This is a genomic window from Selenomonas sp. ND2010, from assembly GCF_000702005.1.
In the GTDB taxonomy this organism is placed as follows: Bacteria; Bacillota; Negativicutes; order Selenomonadales; family Selenomonadaceae; genus Selenomonas_A.
In genome coordinates this window covers 26,890-51,912 of sequence record NZ_JNKI01000017.1, presented here as the reverse complement: position 1 = coordinate 51,912, position 25,023 = coordinate 26,890, and the positions used below count along the sequence as shown (strand labels likewise).

The following is a 25,023-nucleotide window of genomic DNA, read 5'->3' as shown; positions in this document are numbered from 1 at the left end:
TTTTGCAAAGGGGCGTTTCTACATGGCAGATAAAAAGGTCATGCTGACCGAAGACGGCTATAATAAACTGGTGGAAAAAGTTAACTATCTCAAGAGCGTACGCCGTATTGAGATTGCTGAGCGCCTGAAGGCAGCAATTGCCCTCGGTGACCTTTCGGAGAACTCCGAGTATGATGATGCGAAAAACGAGCAGGCATTCCTCGAAGGTGAGATTCAGGAACTCGAGGCTAAGATTCGTAATTCTGATATCATCAAAGCTGGTAGCAGTGATACGGTGCAGATGGGTTCGAAGGTCGTTGTTCTCGATGTAGAGTTCGCAGAAGATGGCCCGCAAACGTTTATGCTGGTTGGTTCGACTGAGGCAGACCCGGATGAGGGGAAAATCTCCAACGAGAGTCCGTTGGGTCAGGCACTTTTGGGCCAGAAGGTAGGCGCTACGGTCGATGTACACGCTCCGGCTGGCATCATTCAGTACAAGATTGAAGAAATCAAAGGCTAAGAATTGCCGTATAGATAGGAGTAATTGCTTTTATGGCAGAAAACAAAGAAAACGCGCAGCAGAGCCAGGAGCAGGATCTCAATGAGATGCTTAAGGTTCGCCGCGAGAAAATGGAAGCGTTCAAGGAAATTGGCGTTGCACCGTTTGGCCATCGCTATGAGGTGACGGACTATGCAGCGGACATCAAGAAGAATAACGATGGCCTCGAAGGGGACGAAGAAGGGCCAGAGGTAAATATTGCCGGTCGTCTTATGGCTATCCGCGGCCACGGCAAGGCTTCTTTCTGCACGCTCAATGACCGCACGGGCAACATTCAGGTCTATTTCAAGATCGATGTTCTTGGTGAGGAGAAATACAAGCAGCAGTTCCGCAAACTTGATATCGGTGATATCGTCGGCATTCGCGGCGTCGTCTTCAAGACGCATCGCGGTGAAGTAACGGTCCGTGTTGAGGATTTCGAACTGCTTAGCAAATCGCTGCGTCCGCTGCCGGAGAAATTCCACGGCTTGCAGGATGTCGACATCCGCTACCGTCAGCGTTATCTTGATCTCATCATGAATCAGGATGTCCGCGAGACGTTCCGTCGTCGCACGAAGACCATTAACTCGATTCGCGAATATCTGGATGAGCGCGGCTATCTCGAAGTAGAAACGCCGGTGCTTTCGACGATTGCTGGTGGTGCGGCAGCTCGTCCGTTCATCACGCATCACAATACGCTGGATATCGATCTGTATTTGCGCATTGCAACGGAGCTGAACCTCAAACGCCTCATCGTTGGCGGTTTGGATCGTGTTTATGAAATCGGCCGTATCTTCCGCAATGAAGGGATGGACGTTCGTCATAATCCGGAATTCACGTCTATCGAGTTCTATCAGGCCTTTGCGGATTACACGGATATGATGGACCTCACCGAGGGCATCGTCGTCAATGCGGCCATGAAAGTCCTTGGCACGCCGGTCATCAATTACCAGGGCGTTGAAATCGACCTTTCCAAAGTTAAACGCATCAGCATGAACGATGCCGTCAAAGAAGCTACGGGCAAAGACTTCATGTCCTGCGAGACGGTCGAAGAGGCCCGTAAGATGGCCGATGAAATCGGGGTACCTTACGAAGAGCGTCATGGCATTGGTGGTATTCTCAACGCTGCATTCGAGGAAAAAGTGGAAGAGACGCTCATGCAGCCGACCTTTATCACGGGACATCCGACGGAAATCTCGCCACTGGCGAAACGCAATGCGGATGATCCGCGCATCACGGACCGCTTTGAGTTCTTCATCTATGGCCGTGAGCTCGCGAACGGCTTCACGGAGCTCAACGACCCGATCGACCAGAAAGGCCGTTTCGAGGATCAGCTCAAACAGCGTGAGGCTGGTGACGATGAAGCACATGGTATGGATGAAGACTTCGTCATGGCACTGGAATATGGCCTGCCGCCAACGGGTGGTGTCGGTATCGGCATCGACCGTCTCGTCATGTTCCTGACGGATGCCGCTTCGATTCGCGATGTCCTGCTGTTCCCGACGATGAAACCGCTTAATGCACCGGCACATATTGACCGTCCGGAGAATCCGGCTGCCGCTGCTCCGGAGAAGATTGACTTCTCGAAGGTTGAAGTGGAGCCGCTCTATGAAGATATGGTTGATTTTGATACCTTCTGCAAATGTGATTTCCGTGCGGTTAAGGTAAAGGCTTGTGAAGCTGTCAAGAAGAGCAAGAAGCTCCTGCAGTTCACGCTGGATGATGGTACGGGCACGGATCGCACGATCCTTTCGGGAATTCATGCGTTCTATGAGCCGGAAGAGCTCATTGGTAAGACGCTCGTGGCAATCGTCAACCTGCCGCCGCGTGCTATGATGGGCATTGAATCCTGTGGTATGCTGATTTCGGCTGTTCACACGGAGGAAGGCGAGGAAAAACTGCATCTGTTGCAGCTTGATCCGCATATCCCGGCTGGCGCTAAAATGTGCTAAAGGATATCGTTGGTGATTGACATTTGACATTTGACATTTGACTGTTGACAATTGACTGTTGACCGGTCAAATCTGACTTTTGTTGGATTTGACCGGTCATTTTTTTGACTTGTCAAATGGTATGATATAATAAAAACAAATATAGGGCATAACAGCGTGAGAAAGGATAGGATGAAATGACAACAGCGGCAGGACGGCAGGGAATGTTAGCGGGTAAACCAATAATCGATGAAGCCTTTCATCTTCGGTTGGAAACGGGAGAAAAACGCTGGGTTCCCTGGGATGGAACGGAACGCGCTAAAGTATATCAAGCCATGCGGCAAATCCGAAATCACGAGGGGATGGAGGATGAACTGGAAATCGAGTTGATATCCTCCTGCTTGCGTGGTTATGCGGAAAAAAGAGGCTTTACGGTCGATGCGAGCTATCGTGGCTTGACGGCCGTGCGCCAGCATATTGCGATGATGCAAAAACCGCAAGCTGCAGCTTATCGCACGCCGATTTTTGTCGATGCAGTACGTTGGGCGAGCAATTATACGGAGGCGTACGAAAGCATGGCGGCAGCGGAGGTGGAACTCGATGAAACAGCCAAGACGGAGTATTTGCCACAAGAAGGTGTTATCTTAACGGAAACGGAGGGAATGGATTCTGTCAAATGGGATTGCCGGATCATGACAGTGGTGAAACTTTTGACGCTTCAGGAACGCTTGGGAGCAGAGCCGTTATCCGAAGAAGAGCATGCGGTTTATTTCGAACAGCTGGCAGCTGTCGTGCAAAAATTCCTGTATCAGCATGTTACCGATGCGTATCGGTTGGAGGATTTTTCGCCACAGGCTTTGGAAGGCCAATATCGTGTGCTGGCTTCGTTTCAGTCAGAAGATGAGGGGGCAGACGGTGAACTTGCTTACGAAATCTATGGGATTAAGCAGGAACAACCAGAGTTGTTTGAACGGCTTCGGCGGGAGACGGAACTATTGCTGCCGAGGCTTACGGCGGATGAATACGCCGATGACATACGGGAAAATATTGAGCGCCAGGGACTAGCGGTGGAATTTATCGCATCAAAGGAAATGGCAAGACAGCATGAGCGGGAGGCACGCTCGTGGCTCCATCGTCAGCGCCGGCTTCGGGAAAGTGGAGCGGAAGAAGAAACTATGCCCGAAGAGAACCTGTCAGAAGAAACTATGCCGGAAGAAAAGTTGGCAGAAGAAGTAGAGCCTTTGGCGTTTGACGAGCTTTCCAGGCCGGAAGCAGAGACAATATCGCTGAAAGAATGGGTGCCTGAGCCAGTGTCAGAGGCAGAATTTGCTTCCCTTACGGATGAAGCGCCGGATTTTGTTCCGATGGAATACAATACGAGAGAGCAAATGGCGGATGAGGAAGAAGTGCCGCATCGGAACCGGGCCGTCATCCCTTGGACGACTTGTGAGTATGTTTACCTTGTCGATTGGTTCCTGCATCGGGATAAAGAGGGGGATATTGCCGTTGAAATCCAAGGGCTTTCGGAGCGGCTTATCCGTTATCAGCAGCAAAAGGCAGGCTTTGATGAAGCGGTACAGGAAAATCGTTCTCCCGCTCAAATAGGAGAACGCGTCTTTACCATGACGCTTTTGCAGCATGGGGAGTCCTGGCAGCAGAGTGGTGCCACGCGCAGGGAAGCCGAACTTTTTTCGCAAGGGGCAGGCGATGAGCCGATATTTCGCAAACTGGCAGTACTGGCTAGAAATATCATCGGATAACGATGCGGAAGAACGGGATATATGTTTCTTGTGATATAATAAACATATACAGAATCGCAAGAATGGCGGCATTAATTTAGCAAGCATAGGTTACAGTACCCCGGAAAACTATTACGATGCAAGGTGGGGGCAATTAAGTTTAATATCTAGATAGATTGCAATGCTATGAGTGCGAGTGTTATACTATATCGTGAGATTATGATTTTGGGCACAGAAGCTGACTGGGGAAGTTTGGTGGTGTCTTTCTGAAGGGGAGGAAATTTTGATGATGAAAAAATTGTTGTTGTTGGTAATGACTGTATTGTGCCTGTCGGGAATGGCTGTGGCCAGCGCAGCGGAAGGTCATAAGATTGCGGTGGTTCCATATCTTAATACATCGGAGGAAACAAAGGGGTATGTGGCGGACACAGTAAAGGAAGGCTATACGGATTATTTTGCCAAAGAGGGCATGACGGTTTTATCGAAGGAGCAGACAGAAGCTGCACTGACAAAAGCTGGATATGTGGTGGCAGATCAGATGCTTCCGGATAAAGATATGATGGAGAACGTAGCAAAGTCTACCGGTGCTGATTATGTGGTGGCGTTGGAAGTCGCAGATTTGAAAAGCACGCGTCATATGGCGTATTTCTCCAACAAGGTAAGCACGACGGCTAAACTGAAATATCATTTTTATAATGCCGCTACGGGGAAAATGGTAGCTTTCCAGACAACGGCAGCCAATAATAATAAGGCTGTCATGGTGGGAATGAGAAGTTACAAGGGCAGCATTACGGCAGCTTTGCAGGAAACTCTCGAAAAGGGAAATGAACGCATAAAAGGGCTGCTCTAATCGATATATAGTAGGAAAAGACGCATTCGTTGGGAGTGCGTCTTTTTTGCTTGGATGACATTTCAAGGGGAGAATGTTATAATATAAGGATGTATGAATAGAAAATAACAATCGAGGTGTTTATCCATGGAATTAGATATGGATGTAATGGTAAAACGTTTTAAGGACTACATCAGCTTTGACACGCAGTCTGATGAGGAAAATGACAAAGCTTGCCCCAGTACGCCGGGACAGATGGTTTTGTCTAAACATCTCGCTGAAGAATTGAAAGCTATTGGCCTTACGGAAGTGGATCTGGACAATCATGGCTATGTTATGGCGACGCTGCCGGCAAACGGAGCGGCGGATGCCCCGGTAGTTGGCTTTATCGCTCACGTGGATACGAGCCCGGATGCTGCCGGCGGCCCGATTAAGCCACAGATTGTCAAGAATTACGATGGCAAGGATATCGTTCTTAATGAAAATGGCCCCATTGTGTTCTCCACGAAGGATTTCCCCGAGGTCCTCAAGTATAAAGGTCAGGACATCATGTTTACTGATGGCACTACCCTTTTGGGGGCTGATGACAAAGCTGGGGTAACGGCTATCGTCAGTGCGATGGAGTATTTGGTAAATCATCCGGAAATCAAGCATGGCAAGATTCGCGTGGGCTTCACGCCGGATGAGGAGACGGGGCGCAGTGCGGACCGCTTTGATGTGGAGAAATTCGGGGCAGACTTTGCCTACACGATTGATGGTGGGGAAATTGGCGGCCTTGAGTACGAGAACTTCAATGCCGCCAATCCGGTCATCACCTTCCATGGGCGCAGTGTTCATACGGGAGATGCCAAGGGCAAGATGATTAATGCCATTACGCTGGCTGCGGAGTGGCAGCAGCAGCTTCCAGCTGGGGAAAAACCAGAGTATACGGAAGGTTACGAGGGCTTCTTCCATGTCTATAAGATAACCGGTGGCGTGGAGAAATGCACCATGAACATGCTGGTTCGCGATCATAGCCGTCAGAAGTTTGAGCAGCGCAAGGCCTACTTGGAAGACATGGCGGATTTCTTCAATAAGAAATATGGCGAAGGCACCGTGGAAGTGACGCCTCATGACGTATATTTCAATATGTTAGAGAAAATCGAAGATGGTAATATGTATGTAGTGGAACTGGCTAAGCAGGCAATGGAAGCTGCAGGCGTTACGCCGGATGTACAGCCAATTCGCGGCGGTACGGATGGCGCCCGCCTGTCCTTCATGGGGCTTCCCTGCCCGAATATCTTCACGGGTGGTGCCAACTTCCACGGCCGCTTTGAGTATTTGCCGCTGAATTCCCTCAAAAAAGCTGGGGAGACGGTTCTGGGCATTGCAGTTGGAGCGGCAGCGTTAAAGAAATAAGGAATCGTTATGAAGATTATCGATGCGCATTTTCATTTTTGCGATGATGCTTATTTTGATGTTATCGCCAGGGCCGCAGGCCATGAAAATAATGGCGGACACTTAGTAGAACAGTATCGGTTGCATGGTATGGTTCATGGCATTGTCATGGGGAATCAGCCCCTTAGGGATTTATCTTCAGATTATCCATCCTTTGTGAGTTATTGTGTTGGCATCGACAGCCGCGAAGGTTTTGATCGGGTGTCGATACGCCAGCAGGCCGCTTTGCTGGAACAGCATTTCCAGAATCCCCGATGTGTGGGATTAAAACTCTATCCAGGCTACAATTACTTCTATATCTATGAGGATTGTTTGAAACCCTTCTATGAATTGGCGGAGAAATATGACAAGCCGGTAGCAGTTCATATGGGGCTGACGGCCACCGATAATGCCCTGCTGAAATACAGCCACCCGATGGTTATGGATGAGGCAGCGGTGAAGTTCCGCAAGGTGAATTTTGTCATGTGCCATTTCGGCGAGCCTTGGTTTGAAGATGCGGCAGCGGTAATCGAGAAAAATCCCAATGTCACGGCAGACCTGTCGGGGATTCTCACAGGGAAAATTCCCGATTTTGCCGCGTTCTGCCAGAAAAAGCATTTTTATATGGAACGGATGAAGGGCTGGCTGGAGTATTTGGAGTGCTACGACCGCTTCATGTTTGGCACCGATTGGCCACTGGCAAATCTCGGCGATTATATCGAATTTACCAAGGCGATTATTCCCCAGCAATATTGGGACGCGGTGTTCTATGAGAATGCCCTGCGCATCTATCGATTGAAATTGACGGAGAAGAATACCGTTAGTTCATAAAGAGAAAGGAAAAAGGAGTAACTATATGGCTTTATTGGATATCAAAAAGGCAGGCGATCCGGTATTGAAAGAGGTCTGCGCGCCGGTTGAGAAAATCGACAAGCAGCTGAAAAAACTCATGGATGATATGGCGGAAACCATGTATGAGAGCAATGGCGTTGGTATTGCTGCTCCGCAGGTAGGAAAGGCTATCCGCTTGGTGGTTATCGACTGCCAGGATGAACATGGTTTGCTGGAGCTCATCAATCCGGTCATTACCTTTCGCGAGGGGACGGAGACCGATACGGAGGGGTGCCTGTCGGTTCCGGATATTTATGGCGAAGTAGAACGGGCTGCGAAGGTCAAGGTGGAGTTCACGAACCGTCGTGGTAAGAAACAGCGGGTGACGGCAACGGGGCTTTTGGCGCGTTGCATTCAGCATGAGCTGGATCATCTGGAGGGACAGCTCTTTATCGATATTGCCCAGAGTATTCATAGGGGGAATCAGGCTTGAAGAAGTTTCGTGTAATATTCATGGGCACGCCAGAGTTTGCTGTTCCGTGCCTGGAAGCGCTGCATAGGGAATGCGAAGTCATTGGTGTCATCACCCAGCCGGATAAACCGCGGGGGCGTGGGCAGAAACTCATGCCGTCACCGGTAAAGGCTTGGGCGGTAGAACATGGATTAGACGTGTATCAGCCGGAGAAAATCAAGACGGAGGAATTCACGGCAAAGCTGGAAGACTTAAAGCCTGATTTAATGGTAGTCGTTGCGTTTGGACAGATTTTGTCGCAACGCATTTTGGATATTCCTGCGTATGGCTGCATCAATGTTCATGCATCGCTTTTGCCGCGGTATCGCGGTGCGGCACCGATGCAGTGGTGCGTCATCAATGGCGAAGAAAAAACTGGCGTAACGACTATGTTTATGGATGCTGGTCTGGACACCGGGGATATGCTGCTGAAAAAAGAGCTCCCGATTGGACCAGATATGACGCTGGAGGAAGTTCACGACAGTCTCATGGCTATGGGCGCTGGCGTTCTTATGGATACGATCGAAGAGCTGTCGAATGGCACGCTGGTACGGACGCCGCAGACTGGGGAGTCAAACTATGCGCCAATGCTGACCAAGGAAACTGGTCATATTGACTGGTCAAAATCGGCGCAGGAAATTCACAATCTCGTCCGTGGATTGAATTCCTGGCCGGGGGCTTTTACCGAAATGAATGCAAAGAAATATAAAATCTGGATGACGAAGCGGACGGGACAGAAGACCTCGGCTGCTCCGGGAACCATCGTCAAGGCCGATAAGAAGGAAGGCCTTTGGGTGGCTGCTGGCGATGAGCTTCTGCAGATTACGGAGCTTCAGGCACCGGGCAAGAAAAAGATGCGGGCAGCCGATTACCTGAATGGTCATGGCATCGATCTGCCAGCTGCGTTTGTCTGATGGGATTTTGGGAAAAGGGAAGCAGAATTATTTTCGGGTGAGATTTGTTGGAGGTAGACAATGACAGATCAATCCAAACAGAAAAAGAAAATCGTGATTCCGGGGCGGCCGAAGAAACGGTTGTTTCTCGGCATGCTGTCGTTAGCAACGGTGCTGGCGGCGGCATTGCTCTACGGTATTTGGTATATTGCCAGTCCGGGGCTTGCCAACATCGCTGAGGTGCTGCCGACTATTGTCGGTGGCATCTTTGCCGTCAGTGTGGTAGTCGCATGGCTGGGCATAGTGAATATGGGCCTAGCAGTGATGGATTGGCCGTATCTGCCGCTCTTGCAGCGGCGGACCTATGAATTGGTCAATTTGCTGTTTCCTATATCGGTACGGCTGGCCAAGTTGTTCGGCATTAGCAAGCGCCGTTTGGAGGGCTCTTTTATCGCCACGAGCAACCGGATGTTCAACCGTATGGGAATCCGCGTGCCGGCAAATCGATTGCTGGTGGTAACCCCGCATTGCCTGCAGCTGGCAACTTGCCCCCATAAGATTACGCGTGATCCGGGGAACTGCAAGCGTTGCGGCGGTTGTGATATCGGAGCACTTGTGACGTTGTCGGAGGAAATGGGCTTTCATTTTTTCGTCGCTACCGGTGGTACGCTGGCCCGGCAAATTATTTATAAGATGCGGCCGAAGGCAGTGTTGGCCATTGCCTGTGAACGGGATCTTATGAGTGGCATTCAGGATGTATATCCATTGCCGGCCGTGGGGGTCTTAAATATCCGCCCGAATGGGCCATGCTATAACACGCATGTGGATATCGAGGAAGTGAAAGCTCAGCTGGAAAAGATTATACTTCCTGAGAAAAACGATTAAGAGCTGAATCCGCAGAGGAGGATTTTATGGATAAAGCGCGTAATACCGCGGTCAGAATTTTACATGAGGTACACGAGAAGGGGGCTTATGCCAACGTGGCATTGGCACGGGAACTTCGTCGGGCAGATCTTTCGGATATGGACCGCCGTTTCGTGACGGAATTGGTTTATGGTGCTGTAAAAGCCGGCGATACGCTCGATTGGATTTTGCGTCGTTATGTGACCCGTCCCTTAAAGAAAATTGAGCCTATGGTCCGTGATATTTTGCGTCTTGGCATCTATCAGCTTTTTTATCTCGACAAAGTTCCTCCTTCGGCAGCTTGTAATACAGCGGTAGAGCTGGCAAAAAAATACAGCAATATCGGTACGGCGAAGTTTGTCAATGCCGTGCTCCGCACAGCGGTGCGTGAACCGGAAAAGGCAAAGTTTCCCAGCGGCAAGGGGCATGGCGTAGAGGAATTGGCCCTGCAAAGCATGCATCCGTATTGGTTGGTAAAACGCTGGGTTAAGGAGTTTGGCTTTCACGGGGCCAGAGATCTTTGCTTCTTCAACAACAGTGAGGCACCACTGTCGGTGCGCACCAATACGCGCAAAGGGAGCCGAAAGGATTTGCTGAATGCACTGGCAAAGGCTGGGGCTGAGGCACGGGAATCCGTTTGGACGCCGGAGGGAGTCATTATTACGAAGCATGGCTCGTTGGATGAATTGCTGCCTTTAAAGCAGGGGCTTTGTCAGGTTCAGGACGAAAGCTCGATGCTGGTAGCGCATGTCGTGGATCCGCAGCCCGGTGAATTCGTCATCGATTGCTGCAGTGCACCGGGCGGTAAGACGACACATTTGGCGGCGTTGATGCAGGACAAAGGTCGTATTGTCGCAGGCGATATCTATGAACACAAGTTGGCGCGCATTGAAGAAAATGCCCAGCGACTTGGACTTTCGATTATCGAGACCGATTTGCTCGATGCCCGCGAGGTGGGAGAAGAGTACCGGGCGATGGCCGATCGCGTTTTAGTGGATGCGCCCTGTTCGGGGCTGGGGGTGCTGCGGCGGAAACCCGATGCTCGTTGGAATAAGACGGCGGCGGAAATCGACGCGCTGCCAGCGCTGCAGTTGGAAATCCTTGCCAGTGCGGCCAAGGCCGTTAAGGCCGGTGGCGTGCTGGTATACAGCACCTGTACGATTGAACCGCAGGAAAATCAAGAAGTTGTAAAGGCGTTTTTAGCAGAGAATCCGGAATTTTGCTTGGAAAAAACCGGCTCGTTCCTGCCAGGCGAAAAGCGTGATGAGTCAATGATTCAGCTTTACCCCCAGGTGGATGGAACCGATGGATTCTTCATTGCCAGAATGCGGAGGAAATAAATGATTGATATATTTGGGATGACTCTTGAAGAGCTGCAGGCGGTACTAGAGCCTTATAAGGTACAGAAGTTCCGGGCCAAACAGATTGCCCAGTGGATGTACCAACGCGGAGCCAGGGATTTCCATGCGATGACGAATTTATCGCAAAAGCTTCGGGAGGAGTTGGCCAAAGACCTTATCATCGGCCGGCCGGCCATTAAAGACCGGTTGGATTCGCAGGATGGTCATACCACCAAATTCCTGCTGGAGTTTACTGATGGCACTGCGGTGGAAACGGTGCTCATGCGCCAGCCCTATGGAAATAGTATCTGTGTTTCGACGCAGGCTGGCTGCAATATGGGCTGTGCCTTTTGTGCATCGACGCTTCACGGCATGGCCCGGGACCTCTCGAAGGGAGAAATCCTTGCACAGGCCATTACCATCGAGGATATGCTTCGCGACGAGGAAAACGGGGCGAAGGTAGATACGATGGTCATCATGGGCTCTGGTGAACCGCTGATGAATTATGACAACGTAATCGGCTTTTTGCGGCTTATCCATGAAGATTATACGCTGGGAATGGGCTATCGCAACATCACGCTGTCCACTTCGGGAATTGTTCCGAATATGCTGCGACTAGCAGAAGAGGGAATGCCCATCTCCCTTTCGGTGTCGCTTCATGCCCCCAATCAAGAGCTGCGGTCAGAGATTATGCCGATTAACCGCAAGTATCCATTAGTGGATGTTATAGCTGCGGCAAAGAATTATGCAGATAAGACGAAGCGTCGGGTGACCTATGAGTACATTTTGATCGACCAGTTGAATGATGGGGAAGCGCAGGCAAGAGAACTCACGGCGTTGATGAAGGGACAGTTGGCGAGTGTCAACCTCATTCCCATCAATCCAGTGGTGGAGCGCAATCTCATGCGTCCTTCGAAGGCACGCATTGACTGGTTTGAGAAGTACCTTCGCGACCATCATGTAAGTGTTACGGTCCGTCGGGAGATGGGCGTGGATATTCAAGCTGCCTGTGGCCAGCTGCGCAACAAGCATCTCAAGGACTGAAGGCTGGAAAATGAAACCTAGGCATTATAGTTGCTTTCTGCTATAATGGACAGAAGGAAAAAGGCGAGAATAAAGGAGTCTTATTTCATGGGAATTGGTAAGCTGGAATCTTTCCTCGAGGGACATATCGAGGGATTTTTCAATAAACGCTTCAGCAGTGATTTGGAGCTGGCAGAGCTTATGAAGGGCCTGGAAAAAGAGATTGGGCGCCAGGGGCGGGGCAAAGCGATGCATCTGGTGCCAAACCGGTATGTCTTTACGCTGGCGGAAGATGATTATCAGCGCTTCTGTGCGCAGCGGGTTATCGATGAACTCTATGTGGCGGTCGAAAAGCAGGTCATTTTGCAAAATTACCGCATGGAAGGAAAGCTGCAGGTCCAGTGTCAAAAGGAAGCGGATCGAATCAAGGGAACTTATGCCTTGACTTCCCGTTATGAGGACGATGGGCCAAGCGGGAATAACGAAGTTTCCTCTCAAACGATCGTGCTTAGGCGGCCGGGGCTTTCGGCGTCCACGCCGCTGAATCTGCCCCAAGAGCATAAAGTGGTTTCCCTCACGGTAATCGAGGGGGCGGATCTTGATGCGTATTTGGAATTTGGGGAAAAGCAAATCTACATCGGGCGGCGGGATAAGAATGAATTTATCCTGACAGATGTCAATGCCTCGCGTCTCCATGCATGGATTACGTATGAGGATCATCGGCACATCCTGCACGATGCCCAAAGTACGAATGGTACCTATGTTAATGGCAGGCGGATTGATGCGCATTGCTTGGTGCCAGGGGATGAGATTCAGATTGGCGCAACGGTTTTAGTTTACGAGGTGATATGATTTGCCAACTATGGCGGTTATTTTAAAGGGTGTCCGGGTGGTGCTGGAGTATGGTATGCTGCTCTGGCTGTTGTGGTTTGCCCTTAAGCTTTCGAAAAGAATGTTTCGCGAGGTACGCAGGGAATCCATTCGGCAGCGCCGGCCGGAGACCAGCCAGAATGAGGCGGTTATTTCGGTAGTGGATGCGAATGAGGAGAATCTTGCCGGACGCCGGTTTGCGTTCAGTGAGCAGATTTCAATCGGCCGTGGCGAAGATAATGATATTATGATTCCGGAGGGATTTGTATCCCACCATCACGCCGTTATCTATCAGCATGGCAGCCAGTATGTCATCGAGGATCTTGGCAGCGTGAACCATACATATGTGAATGATCAGGTGCTTCAAGGCAGAGCCTATATTAAGTCGGGGGATATTGTCCGCATCGGCATGGTCGCACTGAGATTCGAGAGGTGAGCAGATGATTCAGGTATATGAGGCTACCGACGTTGGACTGGTGAGAAAGGGCAACGAGGATAGTGCGGATGTATTTGAACCGGCAACCTATGTAGTTGCCGATGGCATGGGCGGTCATGTAGCAGGCGAGGTAGCTAGTCGTATGCTGGTCGATAGTGTACGGCGGAAACTGACCGGTACAGCAGCAATCGGGGAGGATGCGTTGTGCGAGGCGATTCTGGCCGGCAATCAGGCAATCCTGGAAAGTGAGAAAGACCATCCCGATTACAAGGGAATGGGGACGACCGCTACGGTCATGCATATTGAAGGAAACGAAGCTTGTTGGGCTCATGTCGGCGATAGCCGCCTTTATTTGCTGCGAGGCGGCGAGATGAAACGGGTGACTAGAGATCACTCGTATGTCGAGGAATTGGTAGCGGAAGGGACGATCACAGAGGCTGAAGCCAAGGTTCATCCCAAGCGCAACTACCTGACCCGGGCCGTTGGGGTGCAGCCAAATCTTACGGTGGATTCGGGGCACTTCTCGCTGGAACCGCAGGACATCCTGATACTGGCAACCGATGGGCTCATGAAACTCGTCGAAGATGAGGAGATTCGTCAGGTGATTGAATCTGCCCCAGGCGACCCCGCTAAGGAATTGGTGACGCGGGCACTTAACGCTGGTGGCAATGATAATGTAACGGTAATTGTGGTGGTGTACGATTCATGAAAAATTGGGGATTAATGGCAGCTCCGCTGGGCATCGTCCTCTTTGGCATGAGTGTGCTTTATTTGAAAATGAATCCGGGTGGTTCAAAACTGACGGCAGAAGTTTTGCAGGGACCGCTCAATTATGTGCCTTGGCTGGCAGCGGTGATTATTCTGGCCTTGTTCATACAGGCAGTCATCATCAAACGGCGGGAGGACACATTCCTGTTTCCTATCGTGCTGACGCTTTGCAGTGTCGGCATTGTGGAAATCGCCCGTTTAAAGCCGGCACTTTTAGTTCGTCAACTTCAATGGCTATGTGTGGCCATGGTGGTGATGATTCTGGTGCTACGGTTTTGGGGGCGTATCCGGCGAATGCTGGGGTATCCGTATTTGCTGGGGTTAGCTTGCATTTTCCTGTTAGGACTGCCTTTGCTGTTTGGCACGGAAATCGGTGGCAGTAAGAACTGGCTCGTTTTGGGGCCAATATCGATTCAGCCGTCAGAGTTTGGCAAGATATTGATTGTTTTCTTCCTGGCAGCTTATCTGTCGGATCATCGACGCGTATTGACGCTTCCCGCGCATCGCATCTTTTGGCTGCAACTGCCGCCACTGCGCTTTATTGCTCCGCTGATTTGTATTTGGGGCATGGCGGTCTTGATGTTTGTCGTTGAAAAAGACCTAGGGTCGGCCTTGCTGTTTTTCGGCATGGCAGTGCTCATGACGTATATGGCGACGGGCAGTAAATCCTATGTGTTTTTAGCAATGGCGTTTATCGGGGTTGCCGCTGCTGCCAGTTATGCTGCTTTTGGCCATGTGCGGGTGCGTTTTGACATCTGGCTGAATCCTTGGCAGGACCCCAATGGTATGGCCTATCAGGTTGTGCAGTCGCTGTTTGCGTTTGGCACTGGTGGTATTTGGGGAACAGGGTTTGGCTATGGTCATCCCGGCTTTATTCCCGAGGTTCATACCGATTTCATCTTTGCGGCAATTGCTGAAGAGATGGGACTTATTGCGACTATGATGCTGATGTCCTGCTATGTGTTTTTTTTCTGGCGCGGGATAAAGACAGCGCTTTCCTGCCGCAAGGAAAAGGAAGTGCTGCTGGCGGCAGGCTGTTGTTCGCTGATGCTTTTGCAGGCCTTTATCATCGTCGCCGGTGTCACGAAGTTTTTGCCACTGACTGGCATCACGCTGCCGTTTATCAGTTATGGCGGCAGCTCGATGGTTTCCAGTTTTGTGCTGCTGGGACTTCTAATTTCGTTATCGAAGGAGCAGGAACATGGCTGATTGGAAAATCAAGCGGCAAATCCTGCAGGCGGCATCGTTTTTGTTGGTGCTGACAGGTCTTTTGACCGCATATATTATCTATTTGTCGACCTGGGAGGCCGACAGTTTGGCCAATAATCCTTTGAATATGCGTGGAGCGGCAGCTCGGGCGGACATACGCCGCGGTGCTATCCTCGACGCCAAGGGAAGGGTGTTGGCCCAGAACCGTGCCGATGGAAGCCGCAGTTATCCTATGGGGGAATCCATGGCGGCGGTTACCGGCTATAATGGCGAAAAAATTGGCAGCGCTGGGGTAGAAGGTCATGCCAATCGTGAGTTGTTAGGGCTTTCCGATGATTTGAGTCATCTAGGGCCGGCCTCGCAGCTGTTTCAATCAGAGCAGGGCAATGATGTCAAGCTGACTATTGAATCCGATGCCCAGCAGGCAGCTTTTGATGGCCTTGATGGCCGCAAGGGGGCCGTAGTGGTACTCGATGCAGAGACTGGTGCGGTACTGGCCATGGTAAGTTCGCCTTCTTATGATCCCAATGATATCGAGGCCAATTGGCAGGCGCTTTCCAAGCAGGCTGACGGCGCGCTTTTGAATCGTGCCGTTCAAGGCATGTATCCACCGGGGTCGACCATTAAGCCGATGATCGCGGATGCAGCTTTGACGGAAGGTGTGACCAATGAGCAGGAAATCTTCGATTGCTCGGGCTCCTTGGACCTTGGCGCTGGTGAGACGATTCGGGAAAGCCATGGCGAGATTCATGGTAAAGTGGATTTGCGCAAGGCCCTTACCGAGTCCTGTAACGTCACTTTCGGTACTTTGGGAATGCGCTTGGGGGATGAGAAACTAAAGAAATCCTTTGAGCGTTTTGGTTTTGACAAAGGACTGGGGGGAGAAATCCTCATGGAAGGGGCACATCTGCCGGCCTTTGGGAAATTAGGCAATGGTGATTTGGCGCAAACCGGTATTGGTCAGAGTACGCTGCTGGTTACCCCCATGCATATGGCTTTGATGGCAGCAGCCTTTGCCAATGGTGGCGTTGTCATGAAACCGTATTTGGTGCAGCAGGTCATTACGCCAGGGGGAACCGTGATTCAAGATACACGTCCTACCAAATGGCTGACGGCGACAACAGGAACGATGGCTGCCAAGATTGACAGTTTCATGGAGGATGTTGTCACCAAGGGAACTGGCCGGGCGGCTCAGGTAAGCGGCGTGCGGGTAACCGGCAAGACGGGAACCGCTGAGAATGCCGCTGGGCAAGACCATGCCTGGTTTATCGGCTCAGCAGAGCTTCGCAATCGCCGGATTGTATTTGCCATCATCGTAGAAAATGGCGGCAGCGGCGGAACCCAGGCGGCACCGATTGCCCGCAAGGTAATCCTGTCCCTGCAGAATTAATGGCAGGGATTTCCGATAGACTATATCTTTACCTAGGAGGAACATGAATGATACAGCGTGTCTTAGATCAGCGCTACGAGCTGCAGGAGCAGATTGGCGGCGGCGGTATGGCCGACGTCTACAAGGCAAAAGATTTGCTCCTTAACCGGCCGGTAGCCGTTAAAATCCTGCATGATCAATTCAAGAGCGATACGGAATTTATCGATAAATTTAATCGCGAGGCGCAGGCTGCTGCCCGTCTTTCTCACCCGAATATTGTCAATATTTACGATGTTGGGGTGATGGATGGTGCGCACTACATTGTCATGGAATATGTTCCGGGACGGACGTTAAAAGATAAAATCAAGCAGGAAGGTCATTTATCCGTGACCGAGGCGTTGACTGTCGCCAAGGGGATTGCCAGCGCACTGTCCCATGCGCATGCCAACAATCTCGTCCACTGTGACATCAAACCGCACAACATTTTGATGATGCCGGATGGTAGTGCGAAGGTAGCGGATTTTGGGATTGCTCGTGCCGTTACGGAATCTACCATGACCTATACGGGCAATGTGGTCGGTTCCGTCCATTATTTCTCCCCGGAGCAGGCTAAGGGCACGATGATTACGCCCAAATCCGATGTTTATGCGCTGGGCGTTGTCCTTTATGAAATGCTCACGGGAACGCTTCCCTTTACCGGTGAAACCCCGGTAAGCGTTGCGATGAAACATCTGCAGGAAGAACCCGTGCCCGTTCGTCAGCTTGATCCGTCAATTCCTCCGGTGGTCGAGGCGATTGTTGCCCGCGCTATGAGCAAGGACCCGGCAATGCGTCCGGAGGCTTCGGAAATCGTGAAGGATATTCAGCAGGCAGAGCAGATGGTGGGAAGTGGCATGGGATATGCCGCCACGCAGCCAGATCCCTTTGCCACGCAGGTATTGCCACGCATGGATGAACCGATGCCATCGCGTCGCGATATGCGCAGCATGCCGTCGGGATATGATTACGACGAGCCCGAACCGGAAAGTTCGGTGTTCAAATCGAAAAAATTCATTGCGGGACTTATCCTGGTCTTGTTTATGGGCTTCTTTGTCGGTGCGTTCCTGAGTTATGGTAAGTTCTGGAGCACGGAAGAGGTCATTGTACCGGATGTCACGGGCAAACAGATGACCTTGGCACGTCAGATTCTCGAGGACAAGAAACTGCGGGTCAATGTGGTGGAGACCTTTGATGCCAGCGTTCCAGCGGGAACCGTTGTTTCGCAGGATCCAGAGGGAGGCGCCAAGGTAAAAGAGGAACGCCTCATTACCATTCACGTCAGCAAAGGCGGGGAAAGTTTGGAGATGCCGGACCTCAAGGGACTCAATAAATCCGATGCGGAGGCCAAACTCAAGAAGATGGGCCTCAAAGTTGGCTCGGTCTATGAGCGAAACTCCGACGAAGAGGCAGGAACGGTAATCGCTACGGATCCGAAGGCTGGCAGCAAGATTACCAAGGGCCAGAGTGTCGATATCACAGTCAGCAAGGGCAAGAAAGAAACCAAGAACACCGTGCCGGATGTGACGAATCTGCAGGTCGATGGAGCGAAATCCGCTCTGATCAGCGCAGGGTTCAAGGTCAGTGTGACGAAGGAAGAGAGCACAAAAGCAGCCGGAACGGTTATTAGTCAGACGCCGGCAGGCGGCAGCTCAGTGACTGCTGGTTCTACCATCACACTGGTGGTAGCGGAACCTAAGAAATCGAATAGCAAGGATTCTGGAAAGGACAATGGAAAACAGGAGCAAGACAACCCGTCGATATCTCGTAATAGCGAGGGGTCCAAGAGCCGCTGATTCTTTGTAATGGTTTAGAAAAAAGGAGCGTTCATGCAAGAAGGTCGAGTCATAAAGGCATATAATAGTTTTTTCTATGTGCTTGCAGAAGGACAGGATGGACCGGAAATGGTCACCTGCAAATTGCGCGGAAAATTTAAAAAGACCCGGCGGAGTGCTGGCGTAGTGCCTGGGGATTTGGTTCGCATCAACCGCTTGTCTGATGGGAGCGGGGTGGTGGAAGAACAGCTTCCCCGTCAGAGCCTTTTGAAACGCCCGGCAGTTGCCAATATAACGCAGGTTGTGCTGACCTTTGCCGCAGCGCAGCCGGACCTTCATCCCCTGCTTTTGAATCGTTTTTTGGTTCTGGCGGAGTGGTCTGGGATTCCGAAGATTGTTATCTGCGTGAATAAAAAGGATCTCTACGAAGGGGATATTGCGGCATTCCTTAAAGACTATGAAGCGATCGGTTATCCGGTACTGCGGGTTTCGGCGGAAGAAAATGAGGGGATTGATGCGCTGCGTCAGTGTCTTTTGGGAGAGGTAACGGTGTTTGCCGGTCCCTCTGGCGTGGGCAAGTCGTCGCTCCTCAATCGCATTGACGCTGGGCTGGCTTTGCAGACGGGCCAAGTCAGTGCAAAGATAAAGCGCGGCCGTCATACCACCCGCGTAGCAGAATTGCTTTCCTATGGGGATGGCTTTATCGTGGATACACCGGGGTTTAGTGCCATGGAACTTACGGAGCTTGAAATCCAGGAATTGCCTGGTTATTTCCCGGAGTTCCGTCCGTATCTTTCGGCTTGCCGCTTTGCGCCCTGCAGTCATACCCATGAGCCGGACTGTGCGATAAAGCAGGCCGTAGAAGCTGGCTGCATCACAAAAGAACGCTATGACGCATATGTCAATATTTATGAAGAAATCAAAGAAAATCAAAAGATTGCGCGAAAGAAGGAATATAAATGATTAAGATAGCACCCTCCATCCTGTCGGCTGATTTTGCCCATTTGGCGGATGAAGTAAAGAAAGTCACCGATGCTGGGGCGGAATACATTCATATCGATGTAATGGATGGTACCTTTGTGCCGAATATCACGCTGGGGTCACCGGTGGTCAAGAGCCTTCGCCAAACTTCAAAAGCCGTGTTTGATGTTCATCTGATGACAGAGCATCCGGAAACGCAAATCGAGGCATTTGCTGAAGCTGGGGCTGACATTATCACGTTTCATGTCGAGGCCGCAAAACATCCTCATCGCATCATCCAGCAGATTAAAGCAGCTGGCTGTAAAGCAGGTATTGCGCTGAATCCGGGAACATCGCTGGCGATGATTGAAGAACTCATTGCCGATGTGGATATGGTCCTTATCATGACCGTTAATCCGGGCTTTGGTGGCCAGAAATTCATCGAGTCTCAGCTTGACAAGATTCATATGCTCTATCATACGATTCAGGATATGGGCTTTACCTGTGATATTGAGGTAGATGGTGGAATCAATCCGGAGACCAGTAAGCGGGTTCGTGAGGCAGGTGCCAATGTGTTGGTAGCTGGTTCGGCGGTCTATGGTGCGGATGATGTCAGCGAGGCTATCAAGGCAATTCGCGGTTGATGCGTTCAGTGAGGAAAGCGGATATGCAAGATGTACAAAATCGGGAAGATGCCCGTGGAATTGCGATACAGCGTGTCGGAATCAAAGATGCGCATTTGCCATTCCTGATAAAAACAAAAGAAGGCGGGTTTCAGCAGGTGCTGGCCCGCATACGCTTCACGGTAGCTTTGCCCAGTGAGTACAAGGGAACGCATATGAGTCGTTTCCTGGAAATCCTTATGCCATGGAGTCAGAAACCATTAGCTGAGCCGGAGATGGATAAGATGCTGATGGAGGCACTAGAGCGGCTGGATGCACAGTCGGCAGAAGTGGAACTAAGCTTTAAGTATTTCGTGGAGAAAACAGCTCCGGTAAGTGGTCGGAAATCGGTGCTTGATTTGGACTGTTGTTTTCTGGGCCGGAAAGAGCGAGGCGGTGAGCTGGAGTTTCAGCTCGGGGTTGATGTCCCGTTTACCTCGCTTTGTCCTTGCAGTAAGGAAATTTCTCAGTATGGAGCCCATAATCAGCGTTCGGTAGCTCGCGTTCAGCTTCGTTTCCAAAAAGGTGTGGAGTGTATCTATATTGAAGATTTGGCCGACCTGGTGGAAAAGCAGGGATCGTCGCCAATCTATCCACTGCTGAAACGTGAAGATGAAAAATTTGTCACAGAAGCAGCCTACGAAAATCCGAAATTTGTGGAAGATATTCTTCGCGATACCGTGCTGGCTATGCGCGGGCTGGAAGGACTGGCGTGGTTTTCCATTGAATGTGAGAACTATGAATCCATCCACAATCACAGTGCTTATGCTTCGCATGAGGAAACGTTGGCTTGATAGAAAGCTATCCTAAGGGACGGTTTGCATGAATAAATTTTATAAGCGGTTTGTGTTTCTGATTTTGTTGGTGTTGGTTATTTCTGGTATCGTCATCTATTCGACGGTGGATATCAATACACTGCAAAATCTGGACAAGTTTCAGCCGTGGTCGATTGTATTAGCGGTGCTGGCAGTCAGTCTTGGCATGTTTTTTGATGGCAGCCGCTTGATGCATATGGTGAAAATTTCAAATGAGAAAATAACCTTGTACCAGGCGGTGCAGGTGGTATTTGGCAATTACTTTTTGGCACTGTTGACGCCGGGAGCAACCGGTGGTGCTGTGGCCCAGCTGATGTTCCTGCGCCATGCCGGCGTACCAACGGGAAAAGCGACGGTACTCGTTATTGTGCGTACCCTGTTGTCGATTTTTTTCCTGGTACTTTGTATGCCCTTTATCTTTTTGCATGATGAGGGGATTTTGCCCGGTGTGTCGAATACGACGCTGATGGGGATTACGCTTACGGCCTTTGTGGTTATTCTGGCCATTGTTATCGGGGCGCGCCGTGGGTATCTCGATTATGTGGTGGTGAAGGCCACCAAGAACATGAAAAATCAGCGCCGTCGTAAGGTGTTTGCCTTCTACCGCGATACCAAGTGCGCAATCAGCCTGTTATCGAGGGCGCCTAAGTGCATGCTGCTGGTATTTGCCGAATCGGGGTTGAATCTTTTGTGCATTTATGCCATTGTGCCGTGCCTGCTCTTAGGACTGGGTGTGACTGATGCCGACTGGTATACGGTAATGGGGCGCATGATCTTTTTGAACATGCTGCTTTATTTTACGCCGACGCCTGGAGGTTCCGGTGTGGCCGAAGGTGGTTTTGTCTACCTGTTCAGCGAAACGGTCCCAGCAGGTACTGTCGGGATAATTGCCGTATGCTGGCGGCTTATTGCCGAATACATTCCCTTCCTGATTGGACTTTATTACACATTGACCGTATTTGGCCGCGATTTCTTGAATCGGCAGCTGAATAAATGAAAAATGCCTTCTTCCTGAGAAGAAGGCATTCTGTTTATCGTAAAGAAGAGAAGGTGAGCGCATGGGAAAAGAACTGCGCAGTGGTTATACGACTGGCGCTTGTGCCGCGGCTGGCGTGAAAGCCGCATTGCTCTACGAGGCCGGAGAAAGCTGGCAGGTAGTTGAGCTTACTGCGTTAGACGGTACGAAGCTTACAATTCCCATCAAAGACGTGCAGGAAAAAGACGGGGGGTTGCTGACTGAGGTGGTGAAATTTTCTGGCGATGATCCGGACATCACCAATGGCGTTTCCGTCTTTACTTTGACGCGTCATTTGACGGGGCAAAAGCCGAACGTAGTTTTTAAGGCTGGGGTGGGCATCGGAACGGTGACAAAGCCGGGGTTGTCTGTGCCAGTGGGAGAACCATCCATCAATCCTGGCCCACGTCAGTTAATTCGCAATGTGGTAGCAGAGGTGCTGGGGACGGACGCGATGCCGTTAGAAGTAACCATTTCTATTCCTGCAGGGGTAGAACTAGCCAAGCAGACGCTGAATCCGATTCTAGGCGTTGAAGGGGGCATTTCGGTTATCGGCACTACGGGGGTGCTTCGGCCGATGTCGGAAGAAGGGTTTAAAAATTCTCTGGTGCCACAGATTGATGTGGCAAAAGCTGCCGGCTTTCATGAGCTGATATTTGTTCCTGGCAAGATTGGCGAACGCATTGCAACGGCATGGGAGCTGCCCCCGGAATCTATGGTACAGACCAGCAACTTCATCGGTTTTATGCTCGAGGCGGCGGCAGAGCGCAAGGTGGAGCGGGTATTGCTTTTTGGACATATTGGAAAACTCAGCAAAGTGGCAGCTGGGGTCTTTTATACCCACAACCGCATCGCCGATGGACGGCTTGAGACGATGGCTGCCTATGCAGCAGCTGCCGGTTTAAGTCAGGAAAAGGTGCAGAAATTGCTGGCCGCTAACACAACTGAGGATGCACTGGTGATTTTGGAACAGGCAGGGCTAAAGGAAACGGTTTGCCGGACGTTGGCCATGCGCGCCAGCGCCCGGGCAGAGCGCTATCTGTTTGGAAAAATGAAAGTCGGAACGGTTATGGTGACTTTGCAGGGTGAGTTATTGGGAATGGATGATACCGCCAGTGAAATCGGGGAGGCATTGGGATGGAAAATACCAGAGTAACTTATAAGATTATCATTGCTGGAATTGGCCCCGGCAATCCGGATTATATGGTACCGTTAGCCCGCAAGGCGATTGAGGGGGCAAAAGCTCTGGTGGGAGGCCGGCGGGCACTGGCACAGTATGCTGCCGGCGGTGCTGCGGCTGGGCAGCATACCATGGCGGTGACTCGAGATATTGAGGCCGTAATGGCCTTTATCCATGAGGAAATCCGTGAACATGATGTGGTGGTCATGGTATCTGGAGATCCCGGTTATTATTCGTTGCTAGATGCAGTCAAACGGGAATTCCCTCCGGAATACCTCGATGTTATTCCGGGAATCAGCGCCATGCAGCTGGCCTTTGCCCGTCTGGCTATTCCTTGGCATGATGCCCGTTTGGTGAGTTTTCATGGGCGTCAGCCGGAACGGGAGAAAATTTTGTATCAGGCGGGGGCCATCATCGGCATGCTGACGGATGCAAAATTCACTTCGCGGACGATACCGCCAATCTTGATGGAGTGCGGTTGGTCGGGGGAGGCCAGGCTCCATATTTGCACGCGCCTGTCCTATGACGATGAAAACATAGTGACGATACAGCTCAGGGAGGCAGAAAATTATCCTGAGGCGAAAAATGGCATTTTGATCGTAGAAGAATAATCGCCTGCAATTAGCACGAAAGGTCCATTGACTCTTAGTTAAGAGTCAATGGACCTTTCGTCTTTGAGGAGATGGAAAGAAAGTATTTAGCGAAGAAAATCAATATTTGTGGAACATTTCCTGGATAGCTTTGCGGTCGTTGGTCTTGGTCAAAGCCAGCTGCAGCAGGATACGGCATTTCTGCGGGTTAAGGGAATCTCCGTCGATGAAGTGCTCGTCGATATAGGACTGCTCGGCAGGAATGACAGAGCCAGAGACAAGACGCGTGCTGCGGACGACTATGATGCCCGCTTCACTGGCTTTGGCCAGTGCTTTTTCGGCATCTTTGTGGACAGAGCCGTTGCCCGTACCAGCATAGACGATGCCTTTTACGCCAGCTTTGATGGCGGCGTCGACAAACAGCGCATCATCGTTGGCTGTACCGTAAATGACTTTGACATAGGGGAGCTTGTCGAGTTTTGATACATCAAATTCGGATTTGACCGTATTGAGTCTGGTGGTTTGGCCGTAGAACTCGGGCACGCCGTCGTTGACTACGCCAAGGGCACCAAACAGCGGGGACTGGAAGGTGTTGACGGAAGTGGTATTGGTCTTGGTGACATTACGGGCGGCATCAATCTGGTCATTGAGTGCAACCAGAACCCCGCGGCCGGCAGATTTTTTGTCGGCTGCGATGCGAACGGCATTCAGGAGATTCATTGGTCCATCGGCGCTTATGGCGGTAGCTGGACGCATGGCACCGGTGATAACCACGGGTTTAGTGCTCTTAACCGTAAGGTTCAGGAAGTAGGCAGTTTCTTCCAGTGTATCGGTGCCATGGGTGATGACGATGCCGTCAACTTTTTTATCACTGAGCAGTGCATTGCAGCGTTTGGCAAGTTTGAGCCAGATATCATCGGTCATGTCCTTGCTGTCGATGCTGCAAATCTGTTCTCCAGACAGGTCTGCGTAATTCTTTGCTTCGGGCACGGCATTTAATAATGTGTCGATGCCGAGGGCACCGGCTTTGTAACCGGTGGTCTTAGTGTCAGAGGCAGCGCTTCCGGCAATCGTTCCCCCGGTTGCCAGAACTTTGACATCGGGCTTGTCAGCAGCCCCCGCATAGCCGTGGCCGCTGACCATCATGGCAGCCAGCATCATGGCAGCCAATGGACGTTTCATTTTCATACATACAACACCCTTTCTGATAATAAGTTTTTGTTATGAACTCATAAATAATTTTAGTTATTGACTACAAAAAACTATAAAATGTTACAAAATTACTACAAAATATCTTTGGAAAGGGCTAAATGCCAGATAAAATGTCACTATCACTATATGCTTGGTTAACTAAAAATAACATAAAAGTTGACAATTAATAAAGAGAGTCGTATGCTAATGCCTG

The 25,023-nt window shown here is 50.8% G+C and carries 24 protein-coding genes; 23 read left to right on the top strand and 1 reads right to left on the bottom strand.

Features of this window, described 5'->3' with window-relative positions; genetic code table 11:
- Window positions 1-22 precede the first annotated feature (22 nt).
- From greA to cbiE, 23 genes are all read left to right on the top strand, one after another.
- The gene (gene greA, locus T504_RS0107895; RefSeq protein ID WP_033170528.1) at window positions 23-499 is read left to right on the top strand and encodes a transcription elongation factor GreA; all 477 of its coding nucleotides are present in this window, start codon (window positions 23-25) and stop codon (window positions 497-499) included.
- Window positions 500-531: 32 nt separating this feature from the next.
- Entirely contained in the window at window positions 532-2,469 is a 1,938-nt protein-coding gene (lysS, locus tag T504_RS0107890) for a lysine--tRNA ligase (RefSeq protein ID WP_033170527.1), read from the top strand.
- Between the two features lie 176 nt (window positions 2,470-2,645).
- Window positions 2,646-4,208: a hypothetical protein gene (locus tag T504_RS0107885; protein WP_033170526.1), complete on the top strand. Its 1,563-nt coding sequence runs from the start codon at window positions 2,646-2,648 to the stop codon at window positions 4,206-4,208.
- A 265-nt stretch (window positions 4,209-4,473) separates the two neighbouring features.
- Window positions 4,474-5,037, top strand: coding sequence for a hypothetical protein (locus T504_RS0107880; protein ID WP_051635265.1), 564 nt, complete (start codon window positions 4,474-4,476; stop codon window positions 5,035-5,037).
- 126 nt (window positions 5,038-5,163) lie between these two features.
- The gene (gene pepT / locus T504_RS0107875) at window positions 5,164-6,414 is read left to right on the top strand and encodes a peptidase T (protein WP_033170525.1); all 1,251 of its coding nucleotides are present in this window, start codon (window positions 5,164-5,166) and stop codon (window positions 6,412-6,414) included.
- Window positions 6,415-6,423: 9 nt separating this feature from the next.
- Window positions 6,424-7,263 (top strand): amidohydrolase family protein, encoded by an 840-nt coding sequence (locus T504_RS0107870; RefSeq protein WP_033170524.1) that lies wholly within the window; start codon window positions 6,424-6,426, stop codon window positions 7,261-7,263.
- A 25-nt stretch (window positions 7,264-7,288) separates the two neighbouring features.
- Window positions 7,289-7,756, top strand: coding sequence for a peptide deformylase (gene def, locus T504_RS0107865; RefSeq protein WP_033170523.1), 468 nt, complete (start codon window positions 7,289-7,291; stop codon window positions 7,754-7,756).
- Window positions 7,753-8,688, top strand: a complete 936-nt coding sequence (gene fmt, locus T504_RS0107860) for a methionyl-tRNA formyltransferase (RefSeq protein WP_072022717.1) — start codon at window positions 7,753-7,755, stop codon at window positions 8,686-8,688. Before def ends, fmt begins: the two co-directional genes overlap by 4 nt.
- A 60-nt stretch (window positions 8,689-8,748) precedes the next feature.
- On the top strand, window positions 8,749-9,552 hold the full coding sequence (locus tag T504_RS0107855) for a DUF116 domain-containing protein (RefSeq protein WP_033170522.1): 804 nt from the start codon (window positions 8,749-8,751) through the stop codon (window positions 9,550-9,552).
- 26 nt (window positions 9,553-9,578) lie between these two features.
- Entirely contained in the window at window positions 9,579-10,910 is a 1,332-nt protein-coding gene (rsmB, locus tag T504_RS0107850; RefSeq protein ID WP_033170521.1) for a 16S rRNA (cytosine(967)-C(5))-methyltransferase RsmB, read from the top strand.
- A complete protein-coding gene (gene rlmN / locus T504_RS0107845) occupies window positions 10,911-11,954 on the top strand; it encodes a dual-specificity RNA methyltransferase RlmN (RefSeq protein ID WP_081823405.1) in 1,044 nt (347 codons plus the stop codon).
- An 87-nt stretch (window positions 11,955-12,041) separates the two neighbouring features.
- Window positions 12,042-12,785 carry an FhaA domain-containing protein gene (locus T504_RS0107840; protein ID WP_033170520.1) on the top strand — a complete coding sequence of 248 codons (744 nt, stop codon included), beginning with the start codon at window positions 12,042-12,044 and terminating at the stop codon, window positions 12,783-12,785.
- Between the two features lie 10 nt (window positions 12,786-12,795).
- Window positions 12,796-13,239: an FHA domain-containing protein gene (locus tag T504_RS0107835; RefSeq protein ID WP_051635271.1), complete on the top strand. Its 444-nt coding sequence runs from the start codon at window positions 12,796-12,798 to the stop codon at window positions 13,237-13,239.
- 4 nt (window positions 13,240-13,243) lie between these two features.
- Complete coding sequence (locus T504_RS0107830) at window positions 13,244-13,948, top strand: Stp1/IreP family PP2C-type Ser/Thr phosphatase (protein ID WP_033170518.1); 705 nt, start codon at window positions 13,244-13,246, stop codon at window positions 13,946-13,948.
- On the top strand, window positions 13,945-15,216 hold the full coding sequence (locus T504_RS0107825) for an FtsW/RodA/SpoVE family cell cycle protein (protein WP_033170517.1): 1,272 nt from the start codon (window positions 13,945-13,947) through the stop codon (window positions 15,214-15,216). Before T504_RS0107830 ends, T504_RS0107825 begins: the two co-directional genes overlap by 4 nt.
- Entirely contained in the window at window positions 15,209-16,606 is a 1,398-nt protein-coding gene (locus tag T504_RS0107820; RefSeq protein ID WP_033170516.1) for a peptidoglycan D,D-transpeptidase FtsI family protein, read from the top strand. The genes T504_RS0107825 and T504_RS0107820 overlap by 8 nt, the downstream gene beginning before the upstream one ends.
- A gap of 47 nt (window positions 16,607-16,653) precedes the next feature.
- Window positions 16,654-18,417: a Stk1 family PASTA domain-containing Ser/Thr kinase gene (pknB, locus tag T504_RS0107815; RefSeq protein ID WP_033170515.1), complete on the top strand. Its 1,764-nt coding sequence runs from the start codon at window positions 16,654-16,656 to the stop codon at window positions 18,415-18,417.
- Window positions 18,418-18,450: 33 nt separating this feature from the next.
- Window positions 18,451-19,359 (top strand): ribosome small subunit-dependent GTPase A, encoded by a 909-nt coding sequence (rsgA, locus tag T504_RS0107810; protein ID WP_033170514.1) that lies wholly within the window; start codon window positions 18,451-18,453, stop codon window positions 19,357-19,359.
- On the top strand, window positions 19,356-20,000 hold the full coding sequence (gene rpe / locus T504_RS0107805) for a ribulose-phosphate 3-epimerase (RefSeq protein ID WP_033170513.1): 645 nt from the start codon (window positions 19,356-19,358) through the stop codon (window positions 19,998-20,000). The genes rsgA and rpe overlap by 4 nt, the downstream gene beginning before the upstream one ends.
- Before the next feature lie 23 nt (window positions 20,001-20,023).
- On the top strand, window positions 20,024-20,812 hold the full coding sequence (gene folE2, locus T504_RS0107800) for a GTP cyclohydrolase FolE2 (protein WP_033170512.1): 789 nt from the start codon (window positions 20,024-20,026) through the stop codon (window positions 20,810-20,812).
- Window positions 20,813-20,840: 28 nt separating this feature from the next.
- On the top strand, window positions 20,841-21,830 hold the full coding sequence (locus T504_RS0107795; protein WP_033170511.1) for a lysylphosphatidylglycerol synthase transmembrane domain-containing protein: 990 nt from the start codon (window positions 20,841-20,843) through the stop codon (window positions 21,828-21,830).
- Between the two features lie 61 nt (window positions 21,831-21,891).
- On the top strand, window positions 21,892-23,004 hold the full coding sequence (gene cbiD, locus T504_RS0107790) for a cobalt-precorrin-5B (C(1))-methyltransferase CbiD (RefSeq protein ID WP_033170510.1): 1,113 nt from the start codon (window positions 21,892-21,894) through the stop codon (window positions 23,002-23,004).
- Window positions 22,986-23,639: a precorrin-6y C5,15-methyltransferase (decarboxylating) subunit CbiE gene (gene cbiE, locus T504_RS0107785; protein ID WP_033170509.1), complete on the top strand. Its 654-nt coding sequence runs from the start codon at window positions 22,986-22,988 to the stop codon at window positions 23,637-23,639. The genes cbiD and cbiE overlap by 19 nt, the downstream gene beginning before the upstream one ends.
- Before the next feature lie 99 nt (window positions 23,640-23,738).
- Here the strand turns inward: cbiE and T504_RS0107780 are convergent, their stop codons facing one another.
- The gene (locus T504_RS0107780; RefSeq protein ID WP_033170508.1) at window positions 23,739-24,806 is read right to left on the bottom strand and encodes a type II asparaginase; all 1,068 of its coding nucleotides are present in this window, start codon (window positions 24,804-24,806) and stop codon (window positions 23,739-23,741) included.
- Window positions 24,807-25,023: the final 217 nt, after the last annotated feature.